The organism is Acinetobacter rudis (assembly GCF_031157835.1).
In the GTDB taxonomy this organism is placed as follows: domain Bacteria; phylum Pseudomonadota; class Gammaproteobacteria; order Pseudomonadales; family Moraxellaceae; genus Acinetobacter; species Acinetobacter rudis_A.
In genome coordinates, this window is record NZ_JAVIDR010000048.1 from 1 (window position 1) to 1,115 (window position 1,115).

A 1,115-nucleotide genomic window follows, 5' to 3' on the forward strand; every position below is an offset into this window, starting at 1 on the left:
TCGCTGTCCGAATCACTGTCGCTGTCTGAGTCAGAATCGCTGTCCGAATCGCTGTCGCTATCAGAGTCAGAGTCGCTATCCGAATCGCTGTCGCTGTCCGAATCGCTGTCGCTGTCTGAGTCACTGTCCGAATCGCTGTCGCTATCAGAGTCAGAGTCACTGTCCGAATCGCTGTCGCTATCAGAGTCAGAGTCGCTGTCCGAATCGCTGTCGCTATCAGAGTCAGAGTCGCTGTCCGAATCAGAGTCGCTATCAGAGTCAGAGTCAGAGTCGCTGTCCGAATCAGAGTCGCTGTCCGAATCACTGTCGCTGTCTGAGTCAGAGTCGCTGTCCGAATCAGAGTCGCTGTCCGAATCACTGTCGCTGTCCGAATCACTGTCGCTGTCCGAATCACTGTCGCTATCAGAGTCAGAGTCGCTGTCAGAGTCAGAGTCGCTGTCTGAGTCAGAATCGCTATCAGAGTCAGAGTCGCTGTCCGAATCAGAGTCGCTGTCTGAATCACTGTCGCTATCAGAATCAGAGTCGCTGTCCGAATCAGAGTCGCTGTCGCTATCAGAGTCAGAGTCGCTGTCCGAATCACTGTCGCTATCAGAGTCAGAGTCGCTGTCAGAGTCAGAATCGCTATCAGAGTCAGAGTCGCTGTCTGAATCGCTGTCGCTATCAGAGTCAGAGTCGCTGTCCGAATCGCTGTCGCTGTCTGAGTCAGAGTCGCTGTCTGAATCGCTGTCGCTGTCTGAGTCAGAGTCGCTGTCTGAATCAGAGTCGCTGTCTGAGTCAGAATCGCTGTCCGAATCACTGTCGCTGTCCGAATCACTGTCGCTGTCCGAATCACTGTCGCTGTCCGAATCAGAGTCGCTATCAGAGTCAGAGTCGCTATCTGAATCGCTATCGCTGTCTGAATCAGAGTCGCTATCAGAGTCCGAATCGCTGTCGCTATCAGAGTCAGAGTCGCTGTCTGAATCAGAGTCGCTGTCCGAGTCAGAGTCGCTGTCCGAGTCAGAGTCGCTGTCCGAATCACTGTCGCTGTCTGAGTCAGAGTCGCTGTCCGAATCACTGTCGCTGTCTGAGTCAGAATCGCTGTCCGAATCGCTGTCGCTATCAGAGTCAGAGTCGCT

The 1,115-nt window shown here is 53.8% G+C and carries 1 protein-coding gene; it reads right to left on the bottom strand.

Annotation, left to right across the window (positions count from 1 at the left end; translation table 11 throughout):
- The coding region (locus tag RFH42_RS16825) for a hypothetical protein (protein WP_308977085.1) at window positions 1–1,115 on the bottom strand (1,115 nt) is incomplete at both ends.